Raw genomic sequence first — 25,363 nt, forward strand, 5'->3', positions numbered from 1 at the left:
GCCGCGTTCACCGGCACGGGCGTCCGCTCCCCCGCATCGAGGGGGGAGCGGGCGCCCGTTCCGCGTTCAGCGCCGTCCGGCACCCGTCGCGTCGCGGCACAGCAGCCGCAGCGAGCCGTCCCCGGCGAAGCAGCGGCGGGCCTCGTCCACCGGGTCCCAGAGCCGCCCGTCGGGCGTGCGGACCCAGTGCTCGCCGGCGCTCGTCCACCACTCGGCGCCGGTCTGGCGGACGACGACCTCACCGGCGTAGGCGCCGAGCCCGCGCAGCACGGTCTCCACGGCGGCGAACGGCGCCCCCTCCCGCCGTATCTCCTCGATCAGCCGGTCGACGCGCCACAGGCTCTGCGCCGAGTAGTCGAGCCGCACCCGCGCGCCCTCGCGCAGCGCCGACACGGCGTCGGCGGCCCACCGCACGGGTCTGGCCGCGGCGGCGGGGCGGCTGGTCTGGCGGGTGGTCGCATCAGCCGTCGTAGGGGCAGTGGCCTGAACCGTCACATCAGTCGTCACAAGGGAGAGAGCGTTTGGGCCCGGTGTTTCGTCACCCGGACCGGGGGACCTCGGCGGGAACGGTGCAGGACCGACGCACCTTCGCCGCATCCCTCCACGGACGGTCACAGGACCCTTCCGGTAGCGAGGTTGACGCCGGAGTGACGATTCGCCCCCGCCCTGCGCTCCTGTCTCTGATGAGCGACTACTTCCATCTCCGCGCGGTGCCGCCCTCGGCCCTGCGCAACAGCGCGAACTGGATGCAACGGCTGTTCGAGGACGACTGGGACGCCGTACGCGAACGCATCGGACGGCACCGGGAGGAGGTGCTGGACAAGTCCTACCTGGACCACGAACTGCTGTACGCCGGAGCCGAGGTGGTCCTCGGCGGCCTCCCGGTCTACCCGGGCGACCACGACAAGCCCCCGTTCCTGCTGCTGACCGCGGCCCGGGCGAACCGGGTCTCGGCGTACCTGGGGTCGGCCGACTTCGAGGCCCTGTGGCGGGTCGCCCGCGAGGAACTGCTGCCGAGACACGGCGGGGCGCCCGCGGAACACGAGGCGCGGGGGGTGTTCGCGGCGGCGCACCGCGATCTCACGGCGTTCTACGGGCAGACGGCCCAGTACGGCGACGCCGTGGTCAAGTGGCTCGTCCACTGAGCCACCCGGCCACCGGGCCGACGGCTCTCACCCGCGCCGGCGGCTCCTGCGGGACACCACCGCGCGCAGCACCCGACGACCCTCCGTGCACACCTCCAGAGCCGGCCGCAGACCCGCCGGTCCGTGACCGGCCAGCAGCTCCAGGACGGTGATCTGACGGCGCAGTTCGGCGGCGACGAGCGGGGACATGCCCTCCGTACGACCTTCTCGGCGGGCGTCGACCGACTCGCCGGCGTCCGTCAGGGGGTCGAGCAGCCGGTGGATCTGCAGCGCGGCGACCGAGCAGGCGTCGGCCCACTCCCGCACCCCGGTGGCGGACCGTTCGGCCGGCGCGGCGGCGAGCATCCGGCGGGCCAGCAGCACGGCCTCGTCCTCACCCGAGCCGGAGGGACGGTCGGCGTCGGCGTCGGTGTCGCCGAACTCCGCGCCCCCGCCCAGCTTTCCGCGCACCTGCTCCAGCCGTTCGCCCCACTCCGCGGCCCCGGCGTCGTCCGCGAGCCCCGCCCACAGCGGTCGCAGGACCTCGTCGTCGCCGCCGAGCAGCGGTACGCACCGATCCAAACAAGCCAACCCGCTGGCGGCCAGGCCGCGTTCGTCGGCCTGGCCGATCAGCTCCACCAGACTCATCCACGCCTCCCTCGCCGAGCGGCATTCCCTTACGGAACCCGCACTTCCCCTTACTGCGTGCGACGGCCCGGGAGTGTCACAGGGGCACCACACCGAGCCGGTCGAGCATACGGAAGAAGAGGTTTTCAGCCAACGGGTCGGGTTCCGCGTTCAGTACGTCGAGCAGTGGCTCCTCGGCCACCTCGTGCCCCGCCTCCGCGGCCCAGGCGACGGCCCGCGCGGCCGCGTCCCGGGGTTCGAGGAAGTAGTCCTCCAGGGTCAGCCCCTCCCCGCCGTCCCCGAGGTACCCGGCCATGGCGGTCCGGGCCAGACAGGTCGTCCAGGCCCCGCTCCGCGGCCCCGCCGCCTCCAGGACCACCGAGGCGCTGTCCATCACGTACCCGAAGAGGGCGGGCGAACCGGTCTCCTGGGCGAGGGTGTTCATGTTCCCGACGTCGCCCTCGCCGCTCGCGTACTCCCAGACCTGCCATCCCCCGGGCGCCGACTCGCGCAGGACCATGCCCTCGGCGCCGGCCAGCGCGTCCAGTTCGGCCAGCGGCCGCTCCCCGCGGCCCACGACGAAGTAACCCCAGTAGCCCATCCCCGGTTCCCCCCGGCTGCTCGGTACGGTTGGGGCCCGAATACACCACATTCGTACGGCAGTTCGCAGCAGGATGGACCAAATCCGTCATCCGGCGACGGGTGCCACCGGTCCCCGGCGGGCCTTCTCGTCCTGCATCCGGGTCAGCCGCAGCACGAGGGCGGCGGCGACCAGGGCCGCGACCAGGTCGACACCGTCGGCGAACAGCATCTGGACCGCCGTGTCGTGGATCTCCTGGAAGGTGTCGGCCTCCCCCGCCATGCCGGCCAGGAACCGCCCGACGACGTTCGTCAGGAGCCACAGCGTCCACCAGACGTTGACCAGGGCGTGCCCCTCGCGCCTGTCCTCCGGGCTGCTCGCGTCCCAGACGTCGAGGACCACCCGGCGCGGGTACCAGAAGCTCACGATCGGCACCACCCAGCCCGCGATGACCCAGGCGCGCGCCTTGCTGTGCCCCTCCGGGGCGAACACCTCGGCGTTGACCCGCACCCGCCAGAGCCAGATCACGAAGACGACGGCACAGGCCAGCAGGACGGCGGCCTGCGCGGAGGCGGCCACGCCGGTGAGCGTGTCCGCCAGGTCGGCCCGGTCCAGCACGGAGTCCCCGGGGTCGCCCCCAAGGGCGTCACCCGTGACGTCGTACGTCAGGAAGTCGGCCCCGAGGGCGAACGCGTCGACGGCCGCGGCCACCGCGAGCAGTACCGCGGTGGCCCGTCCGAGCCCGATCGGCGAGCGCAGCCAGGCCTTCGGGGCGCCGGCCGGCGGGGCCTGGACCGCGGGCGCCGCGGCGCACTGGGTGCACAGGACTCCCTCGGGTACCGCTTCGAAGTGGTGGCAGCGCGTGCAGAGCATGGCGAGTTCCCCCGAGGTGTGGACGATCAGCAGACCGCGCGGGTTCTCCCCAGAGCCTCACGCGCGGCATGCGGAACATACGGTTCGACGGCCTCGTACGTCCACAGGGAACGCCCGGCTCCTCAGCCCAGCTTGTCCGCCAGCGCCTTGAACTGCGTCCAGGTCAGCGCGGGCTTCCCCGGGTCCCACAGCTTCTGCGCGGTCGCCCGCAGCGGCATCCGGATGCCCGCGGCGATCTGGTCCTGCGTCTGCGCGTTCGGGAAGTCGCCCCACACCGCGAAGAACCCGCCGAGGATCTGGTCGTCGTACCGGGAGGGGACGGCCGTCGTGCCGCGCAGGACTCTCGGGGTCCACTCCTCGTAGATCCGCTGTCCCGTCGGGTAGTAGAACCGGTTGGGCTGCCCGAGGACGTAGTAGAGGAACTCGTCGTTGTAGTTGACGACGTCCCGGCCCGCGCTCAGGTAGTCCAGCGGCGGCCGGGCGCCGATCTCCTTGCCCGTCCAGTAGGCGACCCGGATGTCGTCGGCGGGACGGACGGACGTCCCCCGGAAGAATCCGTCGTTCCAGGCCAGCGGCTTCCTGCCGAGCGCTCGGACGGTCTCGGCGCGGTCGTTGAGCCACCCGGTCGTCAGGTCCGCGACGGTGGCGCCCGAGCCGTAGGCCTTGCGGGCGGCGGTGGCGAGCTGGGGGTAGGTCGCCGCCGGGTCGGACACCGTCAGCGCCTGGTACTCGTCGCCGCCGAGGTGCCAGTCGGCGCCGGGGAACAGCCCCGCGTACTCCTTCAGCAGATCGTCCACGAGCTTGCCCGACGCGGGGTCGGAGATGTCGACGGCCCCGCGCGTCGCGGCCCCCGCCGCGCTGCGTAGCTGGAGCTCGGGGTGCGCGGCGAGGACCGCGCCCAGGTGTCCGGGCGAGTCGAGCTCCGGCACGACCTGGATGTGCCGCTGCGCCGCGAGCGCGATGATCTTCCTGACCTGGGCCTTCGTCAGGTGCTGCCGCGACACGATCTCCGGGTGCGAGTCGGACGCGATCCGGAAGCCCTGGTCGTCGGAGAAGTGCAGTTGGAGCCGGTTGTACTTCAGGTCGCCCAGTTCCCGGACCCGGTCCTCGATCCAGCCGGCCGTGAGGGGTTTGCGGGCCATGTCCAGGGAGAACCCGCGCACCGGCTTGGCGGGCTCGTCGCGCACGACGCCCTCCGGGGCCGTGCCGCCGCCGCGCACCTCCTGCTTGAGCGTGCGGGTGCCGTAGAACACGCCCGCGTCGTCCGGCGCGCTGATGGCCACCCGCCCGCCGCGCACGGTCATGCGGTACGACTCCGGGTCCGCGCCCTCGTCGTCGTTGAGCGTGAGGCGTACGTCCCCGGCGCGGACGTCGTCCTTCCGCCCGGCGTACGTCAGCCCCAGCTCACTCGCGAGCAGGCGCCCCTCGTCGGCGAGGTCGGCGTCGTTCACGACCACGCGCAGGCCGGAGGCGGGACGCCAGCCGGGACCGCGCGCGGGGGTGTGGGCGCGCACGGCGGGGATGGTGCGGGGGGTGGTGGACAAGGGGTAGGAACGGGTGGGGCTGGGGGCCGGACTCGGGGCCCGGGAGCCTTCCGCTCTGCCGCCCTCTGGCGACTGGGCCCGGGACTGCGCCGATCCGGCGGGCTCGCCGTCGCCGCCCGCCCACAGCCCGAGACCCACTCCGGCCGCGACGGTGACGGCGACCGCGCCCGCGATCATCAGCCCCCGCGCCTGCTTCTCCGGTCGCTTCCTGTGCTGGCTCACATCGTCAACCTAGGGCCTTGAGAGGCAGGGCTGTGTCCACCACACGTTCCGAAACTCTCCCGTGCGGGTGAAATTCGGGCATCCGTCGGACAGGTCATGTCCACTCTCGATAACGTGAGGTCACACCGCTCACAGCTTCCCCTGTCGAAACACACGTGACGCCCACACATTCTCTCGGCCGACTGGCCATACCGTCCCTGCCCACCGTGCTGGACGCCTTCAACATCGCGCCGCCCGACGAGGCCCGGGGCCTGTTGCTGGACTGCCTCCGCAGCCTGCGCTGGGCGGACCGCATCGCGGCCCACCGCCCCTACCCGACGGTCGAGGCCCTGCTGGCCGCGTCGGACGAGGCGACGTACGACCTGACACCCGCGGACCTGTCGGAGGCGTTGGCGGGAGAGACGCTCGCGGTCCTGCCGGACGGCGCGTACGTCGCCGCCCACATGGCTCTCGACGCGGCCCACGCCGCCTACGAGGCCCGCTTCGGCCACGCCTTCGTGATCTGCCTGGACGGGTTGCCTCCGTCCGAGGCCCTCGATCACGTCCTGGCAGGCATCCGGTCACGTTTGGCGAACGATCCGGAGGACGAGCGGGTGGTCGCGGCAGAGGAACTCCGCCGCCTGGCACGAGGACGGCTGGCCAGGTCGCTCAGGGGCGCGGGGGACCGCGCGACCAGCCACACACAACCCGCACCCGGCACATAACAGCGCAGACCACCCCATTAGCCGCCCAGTTCCCCCATCCGCGTGCCACTTTGATCACACAGATAGGCCCGGCGTAAGCGTTCCGACAACACGTCGCTACGATGCTGGGGGCCGGTGGACCGTACCCGGCCGGGCCCGACCGACAGCACAAGCCGGCTGGCCCCGACACCCCGCTCCCGGAGGGACTTCCGTGCCGGCTGGAACGCTGTACCGCGGCCGGGAAGGAATGTGGTCCTGGGTGGCTCATCGAGTCACCGGCGTCCTCATCTTCTTCTTCCTGTTCGTTCACGTGCTGGACACCGCTCTCGTCCGTGTCTCACCCGAGGACTACGACAAGGTCGTGGCCACGTACAAGACCCCGCTCGTCGCGTGTCTGGAGTACGGCCTCGTGGCCGCCATCCTCTTCCACGCGCTCAACGGCCTGCGCGTCATCGCCGTCGACTTCTGGTCGAAGGGCCCGCGCTACCAGAAGCAGATGCTCTGGTCCGTCGTGGGCCTGTGGGTCGTGCTCATGATCGGGGCGATCTACCCCGTCCTCGGCCACGCCGCTCGTGAACTGTTCGGGAGCTGATACCGATGGCGACCACTGAAACCACCGCTTCCGGCATCGGCCCCGTCGAGGGCGACTCCGGCTTCGGCGTCGACAACCCGGCGCCGCTGATCGAGGCCCCGCGCAAGCGCACCAAGAAGACCCCCCGCTCCACCCGCGGCAACTTCGAGATGGCCGCGTGGCTGTTCATGCGGCTGTCGGGTGTCGTGCTGGTCGTCCTGGTCATCGGTCACCTGCTGATCCAGCTCGTGCTGGACGGCGGTGTCTCGAAGATCGGCTTCGCCTTCGTGGCCGGCCGCTGGGCGTCCCCGTTCTGGCAGGTCTGGGACCTGATGATGCTGTGGCTGGCGATGCTGCACGGCGCCAACGGCCTGCGCACGATCATCAACGACTACGCGGAGCGCCCGAACACCCGGCTGTGGCTCAAGGGCCTGCTCTACACCGCCACGGTGTTCACCATCCTGCTGGGCACGCTGGTGATCTTCACCTTCGACCCGAACATCCGCTAGGCACGGGGCTGCGAGAATCATGAAGATCCACAAGTACGACACCGTCATCGTCGGCGCCGGTGGCGCGGGCATGCGCGCGGCCATCGAGTCCACGAAGCGCAGCCGCACCGCGGTCCTGACCAAGCTCTACCCCACCCGCTCCCACACGGGCGCCGCGCAGGGCGGCATGGCCGCCGCGCTGGCCAACGTGGAGGAGGACAACTGGGAGTGGCACACCTTCGACACGGTCAAGGGCGGCGACTACCTGGTCGACCAGGACGCCGCGGAGATCCTGGCGAAGGAGGCCATCGACTCGGTCCTCGACCTGGAGAAGATGGGCCTGCCGTTCAACCGGACGCCCAACGGCACGATCGACCAGCGGCGCTTCGGCGGTCACTCCCGCAACCACGGTGAGGCGCCCGTCCGCCGCTCCTGCTACGCGGCCGACCGCACCGGCCACATGATCCTTCAGACGCTGTACCAGAACTGCGTGAAGGAGGGCGTGGAGTTCTTCAACGAGTTCTACGTCCTGGACCAGTTGATCACCGAGGTCGACGGCGTCAAGAGGTCGGCCGGTGTCGTGGCGTACGAGCTGGCGACCGGCGAGATCCACGTCTTCCAGGCGAAGGCCGTGATCTACGCGTCCGGCGGCTGCGGCAAGTTCTTCAAGGTGACGTCCAACGCGCACACCCTGACCGGTGACGGCCAGGCCGCCGTCTACCGTCGCGGGCTGCCGCTGGAGGACATGGAGTTCTTCCAGTTCCACCCGACCGGCATCTGGCGCATGGGCATCCTGCTGACGGAGGGCGCCCGCGGTGAGGGCGGCATCCTCCGCAACAAGGACGGCGAGCGCTTCATGGAGAAGTACGCGCCGGTCATGAAGGACCTCGCGTCCCGTGACGTCGTGTCCCGCTCCATCTACACGGAGATCCGTGAGGGCCGCGGCTGCGGTCCCGAGGGCGACCACGTCTACCTCGACCTCACGCACCTGCCGCCGGAGCAGCTCGACGCGAAGCTCCCGGACATCACCGAGTTCGCCCGCACCTACCTGGGCATCGAGCCGTACACCGACCCGATCCCGATCCAGCCCACCGCGCACTACGCGATGGGCGGCATCCCGACGAACGTCGAGGGTGAGGTCCTGGCGGACAACACCACCGTCGTCCCCGGTCTGTACGCGGCCGGCGAGGTCGCCTGCGTCTCGGTGCACGGTGCGAACCGTCTGGGCACGAACTCGCTGCTGGACATCAACGTGTTCGGCCGCAGGGCCGGTATCGCGGCGGCGGAGTACAGCCAGAAGGCGGACTACGTCGAGCTGCCGGAGAACCCGGCGGAGCTCGTGGTCGCGCAGGTGGAGCACCTCCGGGCGTCGACCGGCACCGAGCGCGTGTCGGTGCTGCGGCGCGAGCTGCAGGAGACCATGGACGCGAACGTCATGGTGTTCCGCACCGAGCAGACGATCAAGACGGCGGTCGAGAAGATCGCGGAGCTGCGCGAGCGCTACAGGAACGTGGCCATCCAGGACAAGGGCCGGCGTTTCAACACCGACCTGCTGGAGGCCATCGAGCTCGGCAACCTGCTGGACCTCGCCGAGGTCATGGCGGTCTCCGCGCTGGCCCGCAAGGAGTCCCGCGGCGGTCACTACCGCGAGGACTACCCGAACCGCGACGACGTCAACTTCATGCGCCACACCATGGCGTACCGCGAGGTGGGCGACGACGGCACCGAGTCCATCCGTCTCGACTACAAGCCGGTCGTCCAGACCCGCTACCAGCCGATGGAGCGTAAGTACTGATGGCTACCCCGACCCTGGAGAAGGCGGACGCGGCCGGCACGCCCGAGCCCGGTTTCGCCGACTCCCCGTACATCACGGTCACCCTCCGCATCCGCCGCTTCAACTCGGAGGTCTCGGCGGAGGCGACCTGGGAAGACTTCCAGCTCGAGATCGACCCGAAGGAGCGTGTCCTCGACGCCCTTCACAAGATCAAGTGGGAACTGGACGGCACGCTCACCTTCCGCCGCTCCTGCGCCCACGGCATCTGCGGCTCGGACGCGATGCGGATCAACGGCAAGAACCGGCTGGCGTGCAAGACGCTGATCAAGGACATCAACCCGTCGAAGCCGATCACGGTCGAGCCCATCAAGGGCCTGACGGTCCTGAAGGACCTCGTGGTCGACATGGAGCCGTTCTTCCAGGCGTACCGCGACGTGATGCCCTTCCTGATCACGAAGGACACCAACGAGCCGACCCGGGAACGCCTGCAGACGGCGGAGGACCGCGAGCGCTTCGACGACACCACGAAGTGCATCCTGTGCGCGGCCTGCACCTCCTCCTGCCCGGTCTTCTGGAACGACGGCCAGTACTTCGGTCCGGCGGCCATCGTCAACGCGCACCGCTTCATCTTCGACTCGCGTGACGAGGCGGGCGAGCAGCGCCTGGAGATCCTCAACGACCGCGACGGCGTGTGGCGCTGCCGCACGACGTTCAACTGCACGGACGCCTGTCCGCGCGGCATCGAGGTCACGAAGGCGATCCAGGAGGTCAAGCGGGCGCTGATCACTCGGCGCTTCTGATCTCCGTTCTCCTGCGGTGAGATGGGCCCCGTTCCCCGGTTCGCGCCGGGGAACGGGGCCTTCCCGTTTTTGGCGCGGGGGCGTGGGGGAACGGCGGCTGGATTCGGGATTGCGCGGGGGGTGCCGGGCGTGATCGACTGCGCCGGTCATGAGCTGGGCGGCCTCTGGGGAGGGGCCACGGGGGCGAGGGGGCAGCGGTGCGTACCGCTGAAGAGGAGATCGTGTCGTCGTGCCCGCGGTGCGGCGTGCAGATCCGTGCGGACAGACGGTTCACCACCTGGTGTGCCGTCTGCGACTGGAACGTCGATCCGCAGGGGCCCGGCGAGCAGACGCGCGGGCCGGCCAAGGTGCGGCGCAGGATCGCGCAGCACTACGGCACGCTGCTGTTCAAGGAACTGCGGGCCGGGAGCAGCGGCGGGCGCACGGTGTCCGGGCTGCTCGCCTACGCGATCGCGCTCGCCGTGCACGGGCTGACCTGTGTCCTGGCCGCGGTCGGCGTGTGGGGGCTGGTCGCCGGCTGGGGCGGGCTCGGCATGGCGTTCGGGCTGTTCTTCCTGGCGCTGGCCTGGTCGCTGCGGCCGCGGCTGAACCGGCTGTCCGAGGACGACCGGGTCCTGCTGCGGGACCAGGCGCCGGAACTGTACGCGCTCATCGACGAGATCGCCGCAGCCCAGGGCACCCGGGGCGTGGACGCCGTCGTCGTCGACGTGGAGGCGAACGCGAGCGTGACCCAGCTCGGGCTGCGGGGCCGGCTCCTGACGCTGGGCCTGCCGCTCTGGGAGGTGCTGAGCCCCCAGCAGCGCATCGCGCTCCTCGGCCACGAGCTCGGCCACTTCACCCACGGCGACACCCGGTACGGCATGGTCGTGGGAACCGCCTTCCGGACGGTGGGCACCTGGCTGTACTACCTCCAGCCGATCCCGAACCCGAACGTGATCCACGCGATCACCAATCTGGCCTTCATCCCGTTCCGGCTGCTGGTCACCGCTCTGGTGACGCTGCTCGAACTGCTGACCGCCCCGGCCTCCCAGCGCGGTGAGTACCTGGCCGACGCGGCCTCGGCCCGCACCGGGTCCACGGAGGGCGCGGCCGGCCTGATGGACCGTCTGCTGGTGGTCGACTCGATCGCCACCACGCTGCACCGCGAGATCAACAGCCGCCGGATGCACGCACGGGGCGCCGCCGGACAGGACTCCGAAGGTCTGTGGGAGGCGCTCGCCGCGCACATGGACTCGATCCCGGAGCCCGAGTACGAGCGTCAGCGCCGGGTCGGGGCGCTCCGGGGGCACAGCGTCGACGCGAGTCACCCGCCGACCCATCTGCGGCGTCGGCTCCTGCTGGAGGGCCCGCCGGTGCCCGCCTCGGTGACGGCGGACCCCGACCGGTCCGAGCGGATCGCGGGCGAACTGGCGGACGTGCGCCGGACGCTGGCCCGGGAGGTCGTCAGGGACGGATACGAGCACGTGTGACGGCCTCCGGGGCCGGGTCCGTCACAACTGGCTCAGGATGGTCGGGTCCGTGATCCTCGTGTCGTCCGCCAGCATCATCGCCTTGCTCAGGATGACCGCGAGCATGCGGTCGCCCTCATAGGGGAGGTAGCCGGCCTGCGGGGCGGACGAACCGGACGGGCCGGACTTCGGGACGATGCACAGGTACTGGTCGTTCGGGGTGCGCAGGATGTTGCCCGAGCCGAGGTGGATCTTGTACGTGTGGCGGTCGCCCTTGACGTGGAGGAAGCGGCCCTCCAGGGTGCAGCGGTCGGCTATCGCGAGCCTCGGGATCAGGCGGTCCAGGAGGAGACGGCGGGTCTCGGCGCTCTGGTTGAGCTCTCCGAAGCCGTACGACGTCCAGTACTCCTGGAAGCGGCCGCCGGGGCCGCCGTCCTGCCAGGTGGGGTCGTTGCCGATGCTGGCGACGCCGACGAACAGGTCCACGTCGCGCAGGACCTCGGACAGGACCAGGGCCGGGATGTCGGTCAGGGGCAGGGGGTCCACCGGGTCCGCGCCGTCGCGCAGCCACATGTGGTACGCGCCGCCCGCGCAGTGTGCCGAGTTCTCCGGGGCGTCGATCGGGTAGAAGCGGACCTGGTCGGTGCGCAGTCGCAGGAAGCTGCCGGAGTCGGTGATGTCCGAGTAGTCCTCGCCGCCCTCGCCCTCGATCCAGAACTCGGCGCGCAGGCCCCAGCGCGGCAGGTCGCGGACGGCCGGCGGGGCCTCGTCGTCGACGGCCAGGCGGAGTTTGTTGTTCCAGCCCCGTGCCGCCGCCAGGGAGTGGAACTGGTGCTGGCGCAGGACGTGCGCCGCGAAGCGGTTGGAGTAGGTGCCGGTGGCGCGCTCGGCGTCCGTCAGCAGGTAGACCTCCCGGTGGGCCTGCTTGAAGGGCTGGGTGACGGCGTGGCGCTCCAGCCAGTCCCGCCAGGCGACGATCTCCGCGGGGGTGTGGTCCACCGGGTGCCACAGGCGGACTTCCGTGCCGTCGGTGACCGGCGTGTCCGTGACGGTGCGCAGGGCGCCCTCGGCGTAACCGACCGTCGTGCCGTCCACCGTCCACAGCAGGCGGCGGGCCAGGGTGCCGACCAGGGGGTGGTCGAGGTAGCGCTCGCGCCAGGTGGCGTAGGACCAGGTGCGGTCGGCCAGGAACTGGCGGTCCAGGCGCTCGCTCTGCGCCGACAGCATCCTGTCGATGTCCTTGACGGCCGCCTTGAGCTCCTTCAGGTCCTCCGGGTGGTCCCGTCGTACCGCGGCGGGCACGCTCCTGACCTGCTTGCCGCTCGCGTTGCTCCAGGTCAGCACGGCCTTGGAACCCTGGACCTCGAGGACCGCGGTGGCCTCGCCGAGCCGGTGCTCCGCGCGGCCGACCCCGGTAAGGCCGTAGGCCGGTACGGCCAGTTCCTCGATCTCCTCGCGGCTGAGCCCCAGGGCGACGGCACGGGCCTCCAGAGCCGCGTCGAGCAGCTTGGCGGTGTTCTTGTACGTCACCCGGGTGGCCAGCCGGGCCAGTTCGGCGAGGGCGGCCTCGCTGTCGATGCGGGCGAGTGCGTTGACCCCGGCGTTGGCGACCTTCGGGTTGCGGGGGCCGATGCCGGCGACCTTCTTGAGGGACGTCTCGACGAGGGTGCCGAGGGCGCGGGCGGTGTCGGGGTGCGGCGGCAGCAGCGAGAGCAGCCAGGCGAGACCGCGCAGGGCGTTGGCGTTGTAGGGGTCGTAGGCGCTGTTGACGTCCGGTTCGTAGCGGCCGCGGTCCAGCTCGAAGGTGCGGGGGCGGCCGACGAGGGCGAGCCAGCGGATCACCGCCGCGCGGACCCGGTCGGCGCCGAGCGGGCCGACCAGGGCGGTGGCCTGCTTGTCCCACTTGGCGGAGGGCTTGGCGGCGGTGGCGGTCGCCATATGGGCGAGGAGCTGCCGCCAGTCGGCGTCGGTCTCGCGCAGGGCTTCCTCGGCCCACTCCTCGCCGACGTTCAGGGGCGGCTCGGTCAGTTTCCTCGCCGTCCTGGGCAGGTCCTCGTTGTGATAGGCGTGCAGGACGGCCCGGCGGACGGTGGCGACGACGGCGGGCGCGATCGGGCGGCCCGCGGCCAGCTCCGCCTCGATGAGGTTCTCGTAGCGGGCGCCGTACCAGAAGGAGTGCTGCCGGGAGATCGTGTCGAGCAGTGCCAGGCGCTCCGCGGTGAGGCGGTCGTGGGGCGGCAGGTCGCGGCAGACGATTCCCAGCAGGACCAGCGTGTTCTGGCGGGCGATGGGGCCCGCCTGCTTCGCGTGGTACTGCGTCACGAGGCCGTCGGCGATCCGCGACCGCGTCTGCGGCGGCAGGTCGTGCAGCCGGGCGAGGACGCCCTCCCACAGTCCGGTCCAGTTGCCGTTGTTGACGGCCGCTGCCTTGAGCAGGTCGGCGGCGAGCTCCTCCGGCTCGTCGTCGGTGACGCGGCGGCCGATCAGATCCTTGTACTTCTGGATCTGGCCCATGGTCAGCCACCCACCAGCGGGACGAGCTTCAGGAACGTCACCTCGGTGCCGAGCACGAGGTCGATCTCCTCGTCGAGCTCGGTGACCTGACGGTCGCCGACCAGCACCAGGAAGCCGTTGCCCGTGAAGGCCTGGAGGGCGAGCTCGGTCTGGGTCTCGGGGTCTATGCGGCGGGGCGTGCGCAACGCGTAGCCGTTCAGCACGCGTTCGGTGTCCTCGGGCTGGACCAGGCCCTGGAAGACGGCGGGTGTGCGCGCGTTGTACTCGGCGACCTCCTGGAAGACCCGGCGGCGGATCACCTCACGCACGGTGAGCCGCTCCTCGGCGATCTCCAGACCCCAGCCGTCGCTACGGCTCCCGCTTGTCGTCTCGTCGACGAACATCACGATTCCCATGCCGACGACAGTACGAGGCGGCACTGACAACGGGCCCCGGGCGAACGGGACTAGACGCTGTTGCGGGCCACCGTCCAGGCCAGGGCGAGCGCGAGGACGGCCACCTGTGCCCGGGGGCTCAGCACGGGACGCCAGCGGCGGCCGCGCAGGCCCGCCCACGCCCAGCGCCCCAGCAGGACGAGGGCGTACGGCGAGGCGAGCAGCAGGACCCGGTTGTCCAGCCAGGCCTGGGCGAGGTGGCCGTGCATCAGGTCGTACACCATGCGGGTGCCGCCGCAGGCGGGGCAGAGCAGGCCGGTGAGCATGCGGAACGGGCACTGCGGCAGGACGTGGCCGGGCTCGTGCGGGTCGGTGCCGTAGAGGTACCCGGCACCGGCGGCACCCGCGGCGAGCACCGCCGCGGGTGCCGTCGCGGGGTGGCGGAGCGGGGAGCGCCGCGGGGGCGGCGGAGGCAGCGGGGGTTCGGTCCCCCGTGCCCTAGCTGCGGAGGATCCGGCCGTGTTCATCGGTGTGGTCGTTCCCGGTGAGCAGGAGGATGCCGTCGATCAGCGACCAGACGCCCAGGCCGCCGCAGGTGAAGAGCTGGGCGAGCCCCATCCCCACGTTGCCGAGGTAGAAGCGTCCGACGCCGAAGCCGCCGAGGGTGAGCTGGAGGATGCCCGCGATGACCTTCGACTTGTCGGAGTACGGCCGTCCGTACGGGTCGTAGCCGTACGGGGCGTTGGGGTCGCCGGTGTACGTCCCCGGGGGCGGGTAGTAGCCCGGCGGCGGGAACCCGGGAGGCGGATAGCCCTGCTGCTGGTAGCCCTGCTGGTGCGGGCCCTGCTGCTGCGGGCCCGGGGGCGGGTAGCCCGGCGGCGGGTAGCCCTGAGGTCCCGGCTGCTGGTATCCCGGCGGCGGGCCCTGCTTGGGGTCCTGCTGTTCGTGGCCCTGCTGTTCGCTCAAGGGGGACTGCTCCTGGGGACCGAAGCGGGAGGACCCGCGTGAAAAGACGACAATGAGCCCGGTCATCATGCCCGACGGACACCGCGTCGCAGAAGCCCGTTCCGGCACCCCAGGCTTAATCTGACGACATGTCAGATGACCAGTCGTACGAACTGCTCGGTTTCGACAACGTGCTGCTGCCCGTCGGGGACCTCGCCGAGGCCGTTCCCTTCTACGAGCGCGCGGGCTTCACCGTGGGCTTCCGGCTCGACGAGGCCGGGATCGCCCTGCTGAAGGTCGGCGGCGAGACGCCCGGGATCCTGCTCCGGCAGGAGGAGGGGCTGGGGCACCGGCCGCCGCCGTGGCCCGCCACGCGCGTGTGGCTGGAGGTCCCGGACGCCAGGACCACCGCCCGGGAACTGCGCACCGCAGGCGTCGAACTGCTCGACGAGCCCTTCTCGGGGGCCACCGGCTGGACCGTCGAGATCGCGGACCCCTGGGGCAACGTCCTCGGCCTCACCGACTACACCAAGCGCCCGGAGCTCGCCCGGCGCGCCTGAGGACGAGCACGCGCACGCGTGACGCAGACCTCTCCGCCGACGAGTTGAACACGTTCAAAAGTAGGGCTACAGTCTCTCCCGTCAGCGTTTTGAACGCGTTCAAGAAGGGGGAGGCGCATGGACCGCACGGTCGTCGCCTACGTCATCTACCTCGTCGTCAGCATCGCCCTGACGGTCTGGGTGGCCCGCACGCTCAGCAGGAACGGACGGATCTTCCTCGCCGACGTGCTGCGCGGGAACGAGAAGCTCGCCGAGGCCGTCAACCACCTCCTGGTGGTCGGCTTCTACCTCGTGAACCTCGGGTTCGTCGCCCTGTACCTCAGCGGCGACGGCACGATCGAGGACACCCGCGGCATCTTCGAGGCCCTGTCCACCAAGCTGGGTGTGGTGCTTCTGGTGCTCGGCGTGATGCACCTGGCCAACGTGTACGTCCTCAACCGCATCCGCAGGCGGGGTGCCATGGAGCGCGAGCAGGTGCCGCCGGTCGCGCCGCAGGACTGGGTCCGGGCATGACGGCGAACGCCGGCACGGCGGACCGGCCGGACCGGGTTCCGGTCCGCCGGCTCACCGTCCTCTACGACGCCGAGTGCTCGCTCTGCGCCTTCCTGCGCGACTGGCTCGCACGGCAGCCGCAGTTGGTGCCGCTGGAGCTGGTGCCGGCCGCCTCGGAGGAGGCCCGGCGGCGGTTCCCCGGGCTGGACCACCGGGCCACGCTCGACGAGATCACCGTGGTCGGCGACTCCGGGCAGGTCTACCGCTCGGCGGCCGCCTGGATCGTCACGCTGTGGGCGCTGCGCGAGCACAGGGGACTCGCGCATCGCCTCAGCACCCCCTCGGGCGCCCGGTTCGCCAGGGGGGCGGTACTCGCCGCGGCGAAGTGGCGCGGGGCGCAGTGGGGCGGCGGGACGCGTCCCGGCGGCGCGGGGTGGGGCGGGCAGGTGTACCGGTCGACGGACGGGTGGTCGTACGACCCGGGTCGGGGCTGGAGCCGCACTCCGCCGGGGTGTGACAGCGGCGCCTGCGCCACTGGCTAGGCTCTCTTGTCGTGCCCGCCAAGAACGAAGGCCCCGAAGAGGGCTCCGCGCCGTCCACCAAGTCCGAACAGACTCGCGCGCTGATCCTGGAGACCGCCATGCGGCTGTTCCAGGAGCGGGGGTACGACAAGACCACCATGCGGGCCATCGCCCAGGAGGCCGGTGTCTCCGTCGGCAACGCGTACTACTACTTCGCCGGCAAGGAGCACCTGATCCAGGGCTTCTACGACCGGATCGCCGCCGAGCACCAGGTGGCGGTCCGGGACGTGCTGGCCCGGGAGAGCGACCTGGAGGCCCGGCTCGCGGGCGTCCTGAAGGTCTGGCTGGACATCGCGCAGCCGTACCACGAGTTCGCGGTGCAGTTCTTCAAGAACGCCGCCGATCCCGACAGCCCGCTCAGTCCCTTCTCACCCGAGTCGGAGCACGCGCGCGTGGAGGCGATCGCCGTCCACCGGGAGGTGCTGCGGGGGGCGACCAGGACGAAGGTGCCCGAGGAACTGCGGGACATCCTGCCCGAGTTGCTGTGGCTGTCCCAGATGGGACTCGTCCTGTACTGGATCTTCGACCGCACGGAGGGCCGGGAGCGCAGTTACCGGCTCGCGGAGCGCGGCGCCCGGCTCACCGCGCGGGGCGTGTCCCTGGCCCGCTTCCGGGTGCTCAGGCCGCTCGTGCGGGAGGTGCACGAACTGTTCACGGACTTCCTGCCGGGGATGACGAAGGTGATGCCGGCCCCCGGCGGGAAGCCCTAGTCACGTCAGTCGACGGCGTCGACGGTCACGTCAGTTGACGGCGTCGACCTCGCCCTCGACCAGTTCGACGTCGTACACCAGTGGCCCCTCCCCCACGACGACGTGCCGCGCGCGCGAGCCGTACGCCGGGGCCGTCGTCGCCAGCAGGTACGTCCCCGGCGCCGGGACCGAGACGATGTACGAGCCGTCGGCCAGCGACTCCACCCGGTCCAGTTGGCGGCCCCCGGCCGACAGCAGCGTGACGGCCGCGCCCGCCACAGGCTCGCCGTCCGCGGTACGGACGAAGCCGTGGACCGCCGAGGCGGGGCCGCTGTCCGCGCGGGCCGCCGGCGCGGGCGCCGCCTCCTCCTTCGGCTCCACCGCCAGGTGCGGCAGGCGCTTCTCCAGCCCCTTCGGCAGCCACCAGTTGGAGTCGCCGAGCAGGTGCATCGCGGCCGGCACCAGGGCCGTGCGCAGGATGAAGGCGTCCAGGGCGACCGCGGCGGCGAGCCCCACGCCCGCCATGGCGGCGCCGTAGTCACCGCTGAGCACGAACGCCAGGAACACACAGACCATGATCAGGGCCGCGGAGTTGATGACGCGGCTCGTCTCGGCGAGCCCGACGCGCACCGCGCGCGCGTTGTCCCGCGTGTGCACCCACTCCTCGTGCATCCGGCTGACCAGGAACACCTGGTAGTCCATGGAGAGGCCGAACAGGAGCGACAGCATGATGATCGGGAGGAAGGCCGCGATGGGGCCCTCCTTGCCGAGGCCGAGCAGGTCGAGGCCCCAGCCCCACTGGAAGATCGCGACCAGGACGCCGAAGGAGGCCGCGGCCGCGATCAGGTTCATGAGGGCGGCCGTCAGCGGGACCACGATCGAGCGGAAGGCGATCAGGAGCAGCAGGAAGCCCAGCCCGATGATGGTGGCGATGAAGTACGGCAGCCGGTCGGCGGTCACCGACGCGAAGTCCTTGGAGACCGCGGTGACACCGCCCACGTGCGCCTTCACGCCCGCGTCCGGGATCACCTCGCCCCGCAGGGTGTCGATGAGCTCGTCGGTCTGCTTGGCCTGCGGTGAGGTCGTCGGGACGACCTGGATCACCGTCACGCCGTTGGCGGGGGGCGCGGAGGCCGCCTGGGCCACGCCCTGTGTCCCGCGGATCGTCGTGACCAGGGACTCCCCGGCGTCGCCTTCCACGACGACCTGGAGCGGCCCGTTGAAGCCGGGTCCGAAGCCCTCGGCGAGCAGGTCGTAGGCCTTCCTGGTGGTCGAGGACGCCTCGTCGTTGCCCTGGTCCACGGTGCCCAGGCGCAGGGACAGCAGCGGCAGGGCGAGCAGTGCCATGACGGCGACCGCGAGGACGGCGACCGTGCGCGGGCGGCGTTCGACGGTCGCGGACCAGCGGGCGGCGAGACCGCTCGGACGGTCCGTGTCGGGGCCGTGCGCGGCCAGCCTGCGCCGCTGGCGGCGGCTGAGCACGCGGTGGCCCAGCAGGCCCAAGAGCGCGGGCAGGAGGGTCACGGCCGCGAGGACGCTCAGGACGACGGTCAGCGAGGTGCCGATGACCACGCCGTCCAGGAAGCGCAGGTTGGTCACGAGCATGCCGGCCAGCGCGATGCACACCGTGCCGCCCGCGAACAGCACGGCCCGGCCGGAGGTGTTGAGGGCGGTGACCGCCGCCTCCTCGGGGTCGAGGCCGCGCTGGATGCCCTTGCGGTGCCGGGTGACGATGAACAGGGCGTAGTCGATGCCGACCCCGAGGCCGATCAGCGTCGACAGCAGCGAGGCGAGTTCGGGCACGTTGGTGACGTGGCTGATCAGGGTCGTGGAGAAGACGCCGGTGCCCACGCCGAACAGCGCGACCAGGATCGGCAGCAGCATCGCGAAGAGCGAGCCGAACGCCAGGAACAGCACGACGGCCGCCGCGAGGATGCCGACGATCTCGGCGGTGCCGGTGGGCGGCTCCTGCACGCGCGTGATGGCCTGCCCGCCCAGTTCGACCTGGAGGCCGTCACCGCGCGCGTGCTCCGCCGCGTCGACGACGTCCTGCACCAGGTCCTTCGGGACGGCGTTCGCCTGTTCCGCGAACGTGACCTGCGCGTAGGCGATCCGCCCGTCCTTGCTGACCTGCCCCGCGCCCCGCGCCGCGTACGGGTCGGTGACCTCGCCGACGCCCTTCATGGCGCCGATCTCCTTCAGCACGGGCTCGATCCGGGACCGTACGGAAGCGTCCCGCACCGATCCCTCGTCGACCTTCCACACCACGGTGTCGGTGTCGCCCGCGCGCTCCGGGAAGGCCTTCTCCAGCAGGTCGTACGCCCTCTTGGAGTCCGTGTCGGGCAGCGAGAAGACGTCCGCGTAGTTCGTGCCCGCGGACGAACCCGCCGCTCCCAGCCCGAACAACGCCCCCACCCACAGCAACAGGACCACCAGCCGGTGCCGATAGCACCAGCGTGCCAATACCGCCACGCTCCACACTCCCTGTCCGTCGTCGGTCGGTCCCCCAGGTCCTGGCAACAGGATTGGCGGCACACGCGCGCGTGGACATGAGAGGCCCATGACTCTCAAGGAACTCCAAAGGGCGAACCGGCCCGACTGTCAGTGGCCCGGCCGATACTGGGGGCATGACTGGGGGAGAGAGCGGAAGTCCGGGCACCGTGCTGGTGGTGGAGGACGAGGAGAGCATCGCCGACGTCCTCGCCATCGCCCTGCGCTACCACCGGTTCGAGGTGATGGTCGCGGGCTCCGTCCGCGAGGCGCTCGCGCTCACCGACCGCACCCGCCCGGACGCGGCCCTGCTGGACGTCATGCTGCCCGACGGCGACGGCCGTGCCCTCGGCCGTGAGCTGCGCGAGCGGCGGCCCGACCTGGCCGTGGTCTTCCTCACCGCGCGGGACTCCCCCGCCGAGATCGTCGGCGCCCTCGGCTTCGGCGACGACTACATCACCAAGCCGTTCAACATCGACGAGGTCGTCGCCAGGATCACCGCGGTCCTGCGCCGCACCCGCCCCGCCGACGTCCTGCCGCAGCGGCCCCCGCTGCGCTACGGCGACCTGGAGCTGGACGAGACGACGTACTCGGTGCACCGCGACGGCCGCACGGTCCAGCTCACCCCCACCGAGTACGCCCTCCTGCGCTTCCTGGTGCGCAACGGCGGCCGGATCGTCCCCAAGGAGCAACTCCTGCGCCACGTCTGGCAGTACGAGCACACCCCGCCCGAGTCGACCGTCGTGGAGACCTACATCAGCTATCTGCGGCGCAAGCTGGACGCCCTGGGACCGCCGGTGATCACCACCAGGCGGGGCGTCGGATACGGGCTGGCATGAAGCTCCGCCTGCCCCGACGCCGGCACGGCATCCACTCGCTGCGCGGCAAGCTGACGCTGGCCAACGTGGTGCTGCTCGCGATCGGCATCGTCGCGGCGACCGCCGTGAGCGTGATGGGCATGCGGTACTACCTGCTCGACCAGATCGACAGCGAACTCATCAAGACCCGCGACTCCCTGGGCGGTTCACGGCTCACCCTGCGCGAGATCGACTCGCTGAGCATGCTGAGCTTCGTCCGCGACCGGCTCATTCCCGCGCAGGAGGACGAGGAGCGCTCGGCGGAGACCGTCTTCGCGGCCGTCGACACCCGCGGTGAGCCGATCGGCATCCTCGGCTTCGACCCGAGCGAGTCCCAGCGGGACCTGGCGAAGGCCGTGGGCGACCCGCGTGCGCTCGCGGCCGACTCCGAGCCGCACGACGTCACCATGGACGGCTCCACCTACCGCGCCACCGCCGCCCGGCTCGGCGACGGCACGTACGCGCTGCTCGCCGCTCCCACCGACGTCCTGCACCAGGGCGTCGCCAAGGCCGTCAAGCTCGACCTCGCGATCGGCACCCTGCTGCTCGCGCTGCTGGCCTGTCTGACGATGTTCAGTGTCCGGCGCCGGATGCGGCCGCTGGAGGACATGGTGGAGACCTCGTCGGCGATCGCCGAGGGCGATCTGACCCGGCGCATCCCCTCTAGCTGCGAGGCCACCCTGGAGGTCGAGCAGCTCCGGGTCGCCCTCAACTCCATGCTCCACCAGGTCGAGTCGGCGTACCGCACGCGCGAGCGCAGCGCGGCCCAGCTCCGCAGCTTCGTCGCCGACGCCTCTCACGAGCTGCGCACCCCGCTGTCGGCGATACGCGGCTACCTCCAGCTCTACGACAAGGGCATGCTGTCCGACCCGGACGAGCGCAAGCGTGCCTGGGCGCGGGTCCTCGCGGAGACCGACCGGATGGGGCGCCTCGTCGACGAGCTGCTCACCCTCGCACGCCTCGACCAGCAGCCCGAACTGCGGTTCAGGAACGTCGACCTGAGCCGGCTGGTGCGGGACGCGGCCGAGGACCTGCGGGTACAGCAGCCCGACCGGCCCGTCGAGGTCGCCGCCGAGGGCTCCCTGCTGGTGCGGGCCGACGAGTCGGGGCTCCGGCAGGTGCTGGGCAACCTGGTGGGGAACGTCCGCACGCACACGCCCGCCGACGTGCCGGTGCGGCTGGGGGTGGAGCGCGAGGACGGGGTCGTACGGCTGTGTGTCGCCGACGAGGGTCCGGGGCTGTCCGCGGACGACGCGGCCCGGGTCTTCGACCGGTTCTTCCGGGTCGGCGGCGGCGCGGGCAGCGGCCTCGGTCTGGCGATCGTGCAGGGTGTGGTCCGGGCGCACGGCGGCGAGGTGGCGGTGCGCACGGCCCCGGGCGAGGGGCTGGCGGTGACGGTCACGCTGCCGGTGCGGGCGTGCGCGGGGCCGTGACCCACAGCGCGGGTCCGCTCAGTCGGCCATCACCAGGGCCCACACGGTCTTGCCGTGCCGGCCCCGGCTCCACACCCCCCACGCGGCGGCGATGTGCTCCACCAGGTGCAGACCGCGGCCGGCCTCCTCGAACTGGCCGACCACCCGCAGCCGGGGCTCCAGCCGGCCCTCGTCGGAGACCTCTATGAGGCAGGAACCGTCCGCCAGGGCGGTCACCGCGACCTCGAACTCCCGCTCCAGGAGCGGCCCGTGGCGCACCACGTTGGTGGCCAGCTCCGACACCAGCAGCACCGCGTCGGCCAGTGCCGGATCATCGGGTCCGTGCCCCCAGTCGGCCAGATGGTCCCGGACCCGGCGCCGCGCGAGTCCGACGGAAGCCGGGTGCCGGGGCAGCCGGAAGGAGTTGCGTCTCAGCACATCTGCTCCTCACCCCGCGCACACCTCCGTCACATGGTGCTGCGTGGAGTGACTGCCCGGCGTCACCCGGGCGAATGTCGGTTCCGCGCAAGTCCGTCGGATACGGCGCGATGGCGTCCGGATCAGATCCAGTCCAGGCTCCACAGCCGGAAGACTCCCGTGCCGTCCGAGAGGTACTGGCCGCCGCCGACGTCCTCGCTGGTCACGACGTAGTCCTTGGCCTGCCACAGCGGGATGACCGGGACGTCGTGGGCGACCGACGCCTGGACGTCGCGGAAGTCCTGCTCGGCCTCGCCGCGGTCGGCGAAGCGCTGGCTGTCCTGAATCAGATGGTCGACCTCGTTGCTGCTGTAGCCGGTGTTCATGGTGCCGTCGGTGCCGACCAGGGGGGCGCCGTAGGTGTCGGGGTCGGGGTAGTCGGCCACCCAGCCGACCGCGTAGGCGTCGAGCTTGCCGGTCGCCCAGCGCTTCTGGAAGTCGGTCCACTCGTAGCCCTTGAGCGTCACCTCGAACAGGCCGCTCGCCTCGAGCTGCCGCTTGAGCTCCTTGGCCTCCGCGGCGGCGGAACCGCTGTTCAGTCCGTAGCCGTAGGTGAAACGGACCGGGGTGGTCACGCCGGCGGCCGTGAGCAGGGCGCGGGCCTTCTTGACGCTCGGCTCCGGGTAGGCGTCGAAGAACGACGTGGTGTGGCCGGTGATGCCGGTCGGGATCAGCGAGTAGAGCGGGTCGACGGTGCCCTCGTACACCGAGGCGGCCAGTTCCTCGCGGTTGATCAGCCAGGCCATGGCCTGACGCACCTCGACGTCGTGCAGCGGCTTGCCCGCGCGGGTGTTGAGGTAGAGGTTGCGGACCTCGGAGCTGTCGGCCTCCGAGACGCGCTGGCGGGGGTCGCTCGGGTTGAGCCCGGCGAGGACGTCCGGCGGTAGCTGGCGGTAGGCGACGTCGATCCGCTGGGACTTCCAGGCGTCGTTCAGCTTGTGCGAGTCGCCGAAGTAGTCGAGTTCCACGGGGCGACCGGTGTTCTTGATCTCGCCCTTGTAGTCGCCGTTCGGCGCGAGGACCGCCTTCTTCCCCTTGGTGTACGACGTCAGCTCGTACGGCCCGGTGCCGTCCACGCCGTTGTCGGTGCGCAGGGAGTCGGCGGGGTACTTGGTGCTGTCGACGATGGCACCGGCCCCCGTGGCCACCTTGAACGGGAAGGTGGCGTCGGCCGAGGAGAGCCTGAAGGTGACCGTGCGGCCGCCGGCGCCGACCGACTTCAGGGTGTCCAGGAGGGCGGCCGGGCCGACGTCCGAGTTGATCTTCTTGACCCGGTTGAAGGAGTACTTGACGTCCTCGGCGGTCATCTCGCGTCCGCTCGGGAACTTGAGCCCCTCGCGCAGCTCGCAGCGGTACGTGCGCAGATCACTGCCCACGAAGGCGCAGCTCTCGGCCGCGTCGGGCACCGGTGCGACACTGCCCGGCTCGAAGGCGAGCAGGGACTGGAACACGTTGTTGAACAGCGCCCATGAACCGGCGTCGTAGGCGCCGGCCGGATCGAGTGCGGTGACCTCGTCGGTCGTCCCCACCTTGATCGTCCTGCCCGTCTCCCCGTCGGACGGCAGCAACTGCCAGCCGCCTACCCCCACAACTCCCAGAACGAGCAGCGTCGCAAGAATCCGCATGCGAACCGAACGCATCGGTTTGCCCTCCCCTGACCCCTTCGGGTCCACAATGCACGTGCCACCCCCTAGTGGCGCGGATCACCTAATCACAGGTGTTTCACCTGGGGGAAGAGGGATTTGTCGAGTTGGGGAAGACGTTACCGCGAGGGGGTTTCGGCCAGGTTTCACAGGGTTCGCACAGCGCCCGGAGGGCATCGCGCCGTGATCAGGTCTGCTTCGACGCCAGTTCGACGACCGTGATGTCCGAGGGGGCGCCCACGCGCGTGGGCGGGCCCCAGGCGCCGGCGCCGCGGCTGACGTAGAGCTGGGTGTCGCCGTAGCGCTCCAGGCCCGCGACCGTCGGGTTCGCGGCCTCGGCGAGGAGGTTGCCGGGCCAGAGCTGGCCGCCGTGGGTGTGGCCGGAGAGCTGGAGGTCGACGCCGTGGTCGACGGCGTCGTGGATCTGGACCGGCTGGTGGGCGAGGAGCACGCACGCGCGTGCCGTGTCCCGGTCGCCGAGGGCCTTGGCGAAGTCGGGGCCCTGGCCCTCGTTCTCGCCCGCGATGTCGTTGACACCGGCGAGGTCGAACCAGGGCAGTTCCGTACGGTCGTTCTCCAGCGGGCGCAGACCGAGCCGCCGTACCTCCTCGACCCACTGCTCGGCGCCGGAGAAGTACTCGTGGTTGCCGGTGACGAAGAACGAGCCGTGCCGTGCCTCCAGCCGGGCCAGGGGGGCGGCCGCGGGGCCGAGGTCCTTCACGCTGCCGTCGACCAGGTCGCCGACGACCGCGATCAGGTCGGGCCGGGTGGAGTTGATGGTGTCGACGACCTTCTGGGCGAACCCGCGGCCGAGCACGGGGCTCAGGTGGATGTCGCTGACGACCGCGATCCGGTAGCCGTGCGCCGCGCGCGGGAGCTTCGCCAGCGGCACGGTGACCCGCTTGACCCCGGGGCCGCGCAGCACGCCGTAGGTGCCCTGGCCGACGGTTCCCACGGCTGCCGCGGCGGCGGCTCCGGCGACGATCCGGGAGACGAAGAGGCGACGGGACGGGGCGGCGGCGAGGGTGGACTCCCGCGGCTCCCGCGGCTCCTCGGACCCCGTTCCGCCCCGCCCGCGCTCCTCGGACCCCGTTCCGCCCCGCCCGCGCTCCTCCGACGCCGTTCCGCCCCGCCCGCGCTCCCGCGGCTCCTCGGACACCGGCTCCTGCGCCTGCCCAGACGCCGGGCCGCCCTGCCCCTGTGCCTTCTCGGAGGGCGCGCCCGCGGGCACCCGCTCCGGACGCGGTACGGCGGCCGCGGCCGGCTCCCCGCGCCGGTCCCGGCGTTCGAGGAAGCGGCGCAGCAGGGGTCGTACGACCTCGCCCGCCACGACCGCGAGCAGCAGGTAGATCGACAGCGCGAGCCACAGGAAGCCGGGCCACGCGAGCACCCGCTGGAGCCAGAAGGGCGCGCCCGTGCGCTCCGCGACCAGGGCGGCGATCGCCAGGGCCCAGCCGCCCCCGATGAGCACCGCGCCCACGCGGCGGGCCCGGCCGGGGCCGGAGGTGGTGTCGCGGAAGAGGCGACGCCACAGGTACCAGTTGGCCGTCACCAGGACGGTCAGGGCGAGCAGTGCGAAGACGATGACCACGGTC

At 71.5% G+C, this 25,363-nt stretch carries 26 protein-coding genes; 13 read left to right on the forward strand and 13 right to left on the reverse strand.

The features are described from left to right. Nucleotides 1-66: 66 nt before the first annotated feature. Nucleotides 67-507, reverse strand: coding sequence for a hypothetical protein (locus tag ACZ66S_RS07490; protein WP_469900369.1), 441 nt, complete (start codon nucleotides 505-507; stop codon nucleotides 67-69). A gap of 176 nt (nucleotides 508-683) precedes the next feature. Here ACZ66S_RS07490 and ACZ66S_RS07495 point away from each other — a divergent pair, with 176 nt between their 5' ends. Beyond that, nucleotides 684-1,145, forward strand: a complete 462-nt coding sequence (locus tag ACZ66S_RS07495) for a DUF1877 domain-containing protein (protein WP_469900370.1) — start codon at nucleotides 684-686, stop codon at nucleotides 1,143-1,145. A 27-nt stretch (nucleotides 1,146-1,172) separates the two neighbouring features. On the opposite strand, the gene ACZ66S_RS07500 is transcribed toward ACZ66S_RS07495, so the two are convergent. The 4 genes from ACZ66S_RS07500 to ACZ66S_RS07515 form a co-directional block, all read right to left on the reverse strand. Further along, on the reverse strand, nucleotides 1,173-1,772 hold the full coding sequence (locus tag ACZ66S_RS07500) for a hypothetical protein (RefSeq protein WP_469900372.1): 600 nt from the start codon (nucleotides 1,770-1,772) through the stop codon (nucleotides 1,173-1,175). 76 nt (nucleotides 1,773-1,848) lie between these two features. Continuing rightward, nucleotides 1,849-2,352: a hypothetical protein gene (locus ACZ66S_RS07505; RefSeq protein ID WP_469900374.1), complete on the reverse strand. Its 504-nt coding sequence runs from the start codon at nucleotides 2,350-2,352 to the stop codon at nucleotides 1,849-1,851. A gap of 87 nt (nucleotides 2,353-2,439) precedes the next feature. After that, nucleotides 2,440-3,204, reverse strand: coding sequence for a DUF4328 domain-containing protein (locus ACZ66S_RS07510; RefSeq protein WP_469900376.1), 765 nt, complete (start codon nucleotides 3,202-3,204; stop codon nucleotides 2,440-2,442). A gap of 122 nt (nucleotides 3,205-3,326) precedes the next feature. Beyond that, entirely contained in the window at nucleotides 3,327-4,925 is a 1,599-nt protein-coding gene (locus ACZ66S_RS07515; protein ID WP_469900894.1) for a beta-N-acetylhexosaminidase, read from the reverse strand. A 200-nt stretch (nucleotides 4,926-5,125) separates the two neighbouring features. Here ACZ66S_RS07515 and ACZ66S_RS07520 point away from each other — a divergent pair, with 200 nt between their 5' ends. The 6 genes from ACZ66S_RS07520 (at nucleotide 5,126) to ACZ66S_RS07545 (ending at nucleotide 10,755) form a co-directional block, all read left to right on the forward strand. Then, complete coding sequence (locus tag ACZ66S_RS07520) at nucleotides 5,126-5,674, forward strand: 2-oxo-4-hydroxy-4-carboxy-5-ureidoimidazoline decarboxylase (RefSeq protein ID WP_469900378.1); 549 nt, start codon at nucleotides 5,126-5,128, stop codon at nucleotides 5,672-5,674. A gap of 190 nt (nucleotides 5,675-5,864) precedes the next feature. Continuing rightward, a complete protein-coding gene (gene sdhC / locus ACZ66S_RS07525; protein ID WP_007384241.1) occupies nucleotides 5,865-6,245 on the forward strand; it encodes a succinate dehydrogenase, cytochrome b556 subunit in 381 nt (126 codons plus the stop codon). Between the two features lie 5 nt (nucleotides 6,246-6,250). Next, nucleotides 6,251-6,733, forward strand: a complete 483-nt coding sequence (locus ACZ66S_RS07530) for a succinate dehydrogenase hydrophobic membrane anchor subunit (protein ID WP_469900380.1) — start codon at nucleotides 6,251-6,253, stop codon at nucleotides 6,731-6,733. 19 nt (nucleotides 6,734-6,752) lie between these two features. After that, nucleotides 6,753-8,507 carry a succinate dehydrogenase flavoprotein subunit gene (gene sdhA / locus ACZ66S_RS07535; RefSeq protein ID WP_469900382.1) on the forward strand — a complete coding sequence of 585 codons (1,755 nt, stop codon included), beginning with the start codon at nucleotides 6,753-6,755 and terminating at the stop codon, nucleotides 8,505-8,507. Beyond that, nucleotides 8,507-9,286 (forward strand): succinate dehydrogenase iron-sulfur subunit, encoded by a 780-nt coding sequence (locus tag ACZ66S_RS07540; protein WP_469900383.1) that lies wholly within the window; start codon nucleotides 8,507-8,509, stop codon nucleotides 9,284-9,286. Before sdhA ends, ACZ66S_RS07540 begins: the two co-directional genes overlap by 1 nt. Nucleotides 9,287-9,483: 197 nt before the next feature. Further along, entirely contained in the window at nucleotides 9,484-10,755 is a 1,272-nt protein-coding gene (locus tag ACZ66S_RS07545) for a M48 family metallopeptidase (RefSeq protein ID WP_469900385.1), read from the forward strand. Nucleotides 10,756-10,776: 21 nt separating this feature from the next. Here the strand turns inward: ACZ66S_RS07545 and ACZ66S_RS07550 are convergent, their stop codons facing one another. The 4 genes from ACZ66S_RS07550 to ACZ66S_RS07565 are packed head-to-tail and all read right to left on the reverse strand — an operon-like array spanning nucleotide 10,777 to nucleotide 14,588. Next, nucleotides 10,777-13,248, reverse strand: coding sequence for a DUF4132 domain-containing protein (locus ACZ66S_RS07550; protein ID WP_469900387.1), 2,472 nt, complete (start codon nucleotides 13,246-13,248; stop codon nucleotides 10,777-10,779). Nucleotides 13,249-13,250: 2 nt separating this feature from the next. Further along, nucleotides 13,251-13,643, reverse strand: a complete 393-nt coding sequence (locus tag ACZ66S_RS07555; protein ID WP_469900388.1) for a hypothetical protein — start codon at nucleotides 13,641-13,643, stop codon at nucleotides 13,251-13,253. Between the two features lie 50 nt (nucleotides 13,644-13,693). Continuing rightward, on the reverse strand, nucleotides 13,694-14,149 hold the full coding sequence (locus ACZ66S_RS07560; protein WP_469900389.1) for a DUF2752 domain-containing protein: 456 nt from the start codon (nucleotides 14,147-14,149) through the stop codon (nucleotides 13,694-13,696). Beyond that, complete coding sequence (locus ACZ66S_RS07565) at nucleotides 14,121-14,588, reverse strand: TM2 domain-containing protein (protein WP_469900390.1); 468 nt, start codon at nucleotides 14,586-14,588, stop codon at nucleotides 14,121-14,123. Before ACZ66S_RS07565 ends, ACZ66S_RS07560 begins: the two co-directional genes overlap by 29 nt. A gap of 128 nt (nucleotides 14,589-14,716) precedes the next feature. On the opposite strand from ACZ66S_RS07565, the gene ACZ66S_RS07570 reads away from it, so the two are divergent. The 4 genes from ACZ66S_RS07570 (at nucleotide 14,717) to ACZ66S_RS07585 (ending at nucleotide 16,910) form a co-directional block, all read left to right on the forward strand. Then, a complete protein-coding gene (locus ACZ66S_RS07570) occupies nucleotides 14,717-15,127 on the forward strand; it encodes a VOC family protein (RefSeq protein WP_469900392.1) in 411 nt (136 codons plus the stop codon). A 117-nt stretch (nucleotides 15,128-15,244) separates the two neighbouring features. Continuing rightward, nucleotides 15,245-15,640, forward strand: coding sequence for a hypothetical protein (locus tag ACZ66S_RS07575; RefSeq protein WP_053853181.1), 396 nt, complete (start codon nucleotides 15,245-15,247; stop codon nucleotides 15,638-15,640). Beyond that, nucleotides 15,637-16,161 (forward strand): thiol-disulfide oxidoreductase DCC family protein, encoded by a 525-nt coding sequence (locus tag ACZ66S_RS07580; RefSeq protein WP_469900393.1) that lies wholly within the window; start codon nucleotides 15,637-15,639, stop codon nucleotides 16,159-16,161. Before ACZ66S_RS07575 ends, ACZ66S_RS07580 begins: the two co-directional genes overlap by 4 nt. Before the next feature lie 11 nt (nucleotides 16,162-16,172). After that, nucleotides 16,173-16,910, forward strand: a complete 738-nt coding sequence (locus ACZ66S_RS07585; RefSeq protein WP_469900395.1) for a TetR family transcriptional regulator — start codon at nucleotides 16,173-16,175, stop codon at nucleotides 16,908-16,910. Between the two features lie 30 nt (nucleotides 16,911-16,940). On the opposite strand, the gene ACZ66S_RS07590 is transcribed toward ACZ66S_RS07585, so the two are convergent. Further along, nucleotides 16,941-19,352 carry an MMPL family transporter gene (locus tag ACZ66S_RS07590; RefSeq protein WP_469900896.1) on the reverse strand — a complete coding sequence of 804 codons (2,412 nt, stop codon included), beginning with the start codon at nucleotides 19,350-19,352 and terminating at the stop codon, nucleotides 16,941-16,943. Between the two features lie 164 nt (nucleotides 19,353-19,516). Between ACZ66S_RS07590 and ACZ66S_RS07595 the strand changes: the two genes are divergently transcribed. Beyond that, nucleotides 19,517-20,218 carry a response regulator transcription factor gene (locus ACZ66S_RS07595; protein ID WP_469900396.1) on the forward strand — a complete coding sequence of 234 codons (702 nt, stop codon included), beginning with the start codon at nucleotides 19,517-19,519 and terminating at the stop codon, nucleotides 20,216-20,218. Further along, complete coding sequence (locus tag ACZ66S_RS07600; RefSeq protein ID WP_469900397.1) at nucleotides 20,215-21,669, forward strand: ATP-binding protein; 1,455 nt, start codon at nucleotides 20,215-20,217, stop codon at nucleotides 21,667-21,669. The genes ACZ66S_RS07595 and ACZ66S_RS07600 overlap by 4 nt, the downstream gene beginning before the upstream one ends. A gap of 18 nt (nucleotides 21,670-21,687) precedes the next feature. Here ACZ66S_RS07600 and ACZ66S_RS07605 read toward each other — a convergent pair whose 3' ends face one another. From ACZ66S_RS07605 to ACZ66S_RS07615, 3 genes are all read right to left on the reverse strand, one after another. Continuing rightward, nucleotides 21,688-22,086, reverse strand: coding sequence for an ATP-binding protein (locus ACZ66S_RS07605; RefSeq protein WP_469900398.1), 399 nt, complete (start codon nucleotides 22,084-22,086; stop codon nucleotides 21,688-21,690). A 122-nt stretch (nucleotides 22,087-22,208) separates the two neighbouring features. Further along, entirely contained in the window at nucleotides 22,209-23,765 is a 1,557-nt protein-coding gene (locus ACZ66S_RS07610; protein ID WP_469900399.1) for an ABC transporter substrate-binding protein, read from the reverse strand. A gap of 190 nt (nucleotides 23,766-23,955) precedes the next feature. Then, the gene (locus tag ACZ66S_RS07615; RefSeq protein ID WP_469900401.1) at nucleotides 23,956-25,359 is read right to left on the reverse strand and encodes a metallophosphoesterase; all 1,404 of its coding nucleotides are present in this window, start codon (nucleotides 25,357-25,359) and stop codon (nucleotides 23,956-23,958) included. Nucleotides 25,360-25,363: the final 4 nt, after the last annotated feature.

This window comes from Streptomyces sp. NPDC107471, assembly GCF_055582845.1.